At 74.6% G+C, this 1,820-nt stretch carries 2 protein-coding genes; both read left to right on the forward strand.

Annotated features, from left to right (window positions below):
- Positions 1 to 298 precede the first annotated feature (298 nt).
- Positions 299 to 1,258, forward strand: coding sequence for a glycosyltransferase family 2 protein (locus AC0CYZ_RS26800; protein ID WP_472221046.1), 960 nt, complete (start codon positions 299 to 301; stop codon positions 1,256 to 1,258).
- 38 nt (positions 1,259 to 1,296) lie between these two features.
- Positions 1,297 to 1,820, forward strand: a 524-nt coding sequence (locus AC0CYZ_RS26805; protein WP_472221048.1) for a glycosyltransferase family 2 protein, incomplete at its 3' end; no start/stop codon positions are given.

Here is a 1,820-nt window from a genome sequence, read left to right on the forward strand (position 1 = left end):
GAAGTGGATCGACCCCAGCGTACCGACGGCCCGCACCGCACCGACCGCCGGGCCATCGACGTCACCCGCCGTGAGCAACCGGCCCCGCTCCGTCCCCGTGCGGCCCCGCCCGTGTCGGAAGTGACCGATTCGGTCGTGCGCATCTGAGTTGCCAGTCACTCTGCGGAGCTTCTTCTTGAGCTGGATACCCCCAAGTGGTCTAACGTCTGCTCTCGCAGACGCCCAAACGGGTGTATGCGTTAGCCCGAATGCGACGAAGAGTGACTACGAGTCCTCTCGAGACCGAGGAGCTCCCGCCATGCCCCGCGATCAGTTCCCGACGCTGTCCGTGATCGTCCCGGCCCGCAACGAGGCCCGGAATCTCGAGATCGTCCTGCCCTACCTCCCGACGCACGCCGAGGTCGTCCTCGTCGACGGCCACTCGGCCGACGACACCGTGGCCGTCACGCGGCGTCTGCGCCCGGACGCCGTCGTCGTCACCCAGACCCGCCGGGGGAAGGGCAACGCGCTGGCGTGCGGGTTCGCGGCCGCGACCGGCGACGTGATCGTCATGTTCGACGCCGACGGCTCCGCCGACCCCTTCGAGATCCCGGCCTTCGTCGGGGCGCTCACCGCCGGGGCCGACGTCGCGAAGGGCACCCGCTTCGCGCAGGCCGCCGAGGCGGGCAGCGAGGACATCACCCGGCTGCGCCGCCTCGGGAACGCGGGCCTCAACGGGCTGGCCAACGTCGCGCTCGGCACCCGGTACAGCGACCTCTGCTACGGCTACAACGCCTTCTGGCGCGACGTGCTGCCGGTGCTCGACCTCCCGGCCCTCGACCTCCCGGTCCCGCCCACGACGATGGTCTGGGGCGACGGCTTCGAGATCGAGACGCTGCTGACCTGCCGCTTCTCCCTCGCCGGCCTGAAGATCGCGGAGGTCGCGAGCACCGAGCGCGAGCGCATCCACGGCGAGACCAACCTGCGCACCTTCGCCGACGGCACGCGGGTGCTGCGCACCCTCGCCCGGGAGTGCGCCCCGGTCGTCCGCCGCCGCCCGGCCCGCCGGGCCGCAGCGCTCGCCACCCTCGCTCCGCTCGCCCCGGTTGCGTCCCCCGTCGCTCCGCTCGCCCCGGCCACGCCGCTGTCGGTGGTGCCGGCACCGGTGGCCGACGAGGCCGTCGCCGTCCTCGACGAGGCCGCCGCCCCGGCCGAGGCGACCGTCACCTCGATCGGGCGCCCGGCGCCCGTGTCCGACGAGCGTCCGCTCGCGGCCTGATCCGCCACCCATCCCGCCCCACCCGGAGGCAGAGTCCCGTGACCGTCCCCCAGGAACCGTCCGCACCGCTCCCGACGTGCGCCGTCGTCGTCTGCGCCTACACCGAGCGCCGGTGGGACGACCTCCGCGCGGCCATCGCCTCGCTGGCCGCGCAGACCCACCGGCCGGAGCGGGTCCTGCTGGTCGTCGACCACCACCCCGGCCTCGCCGTGCGGGCCTCCGGGTTCTTCGGTGACGGGGTCGAGGTCGTCGAGAACCGGCGGCGCCAGGGGCTCTCCGGGGCCCGGAACACCGCGATCGACGTGCTCGCCGAGGACGGGGGCCTCCCCGAGGTCGTCGCCTTCCTCGACGACGACGCCGCGGCCCGCCCGGACTGGCTCGCCCGGCTGCTCGCGGCGTTCGACGACGACGTCGTCGCGGTCGGCGGGGCGGCCGCCCCCCGGTGGTCGGCGGACGACCCCCGGACGACCGCAGGCGCCCCTGCGGTGCTCCCCGCCGAGCTGTGGTGGGTCGTGGGCTGCAGCTTCCCGGGCCAGACCGGGGCGAGCGCAGCGACGGGGAG

Source organism: Actinomycetospora sp., from assembly GCF_055612215.1.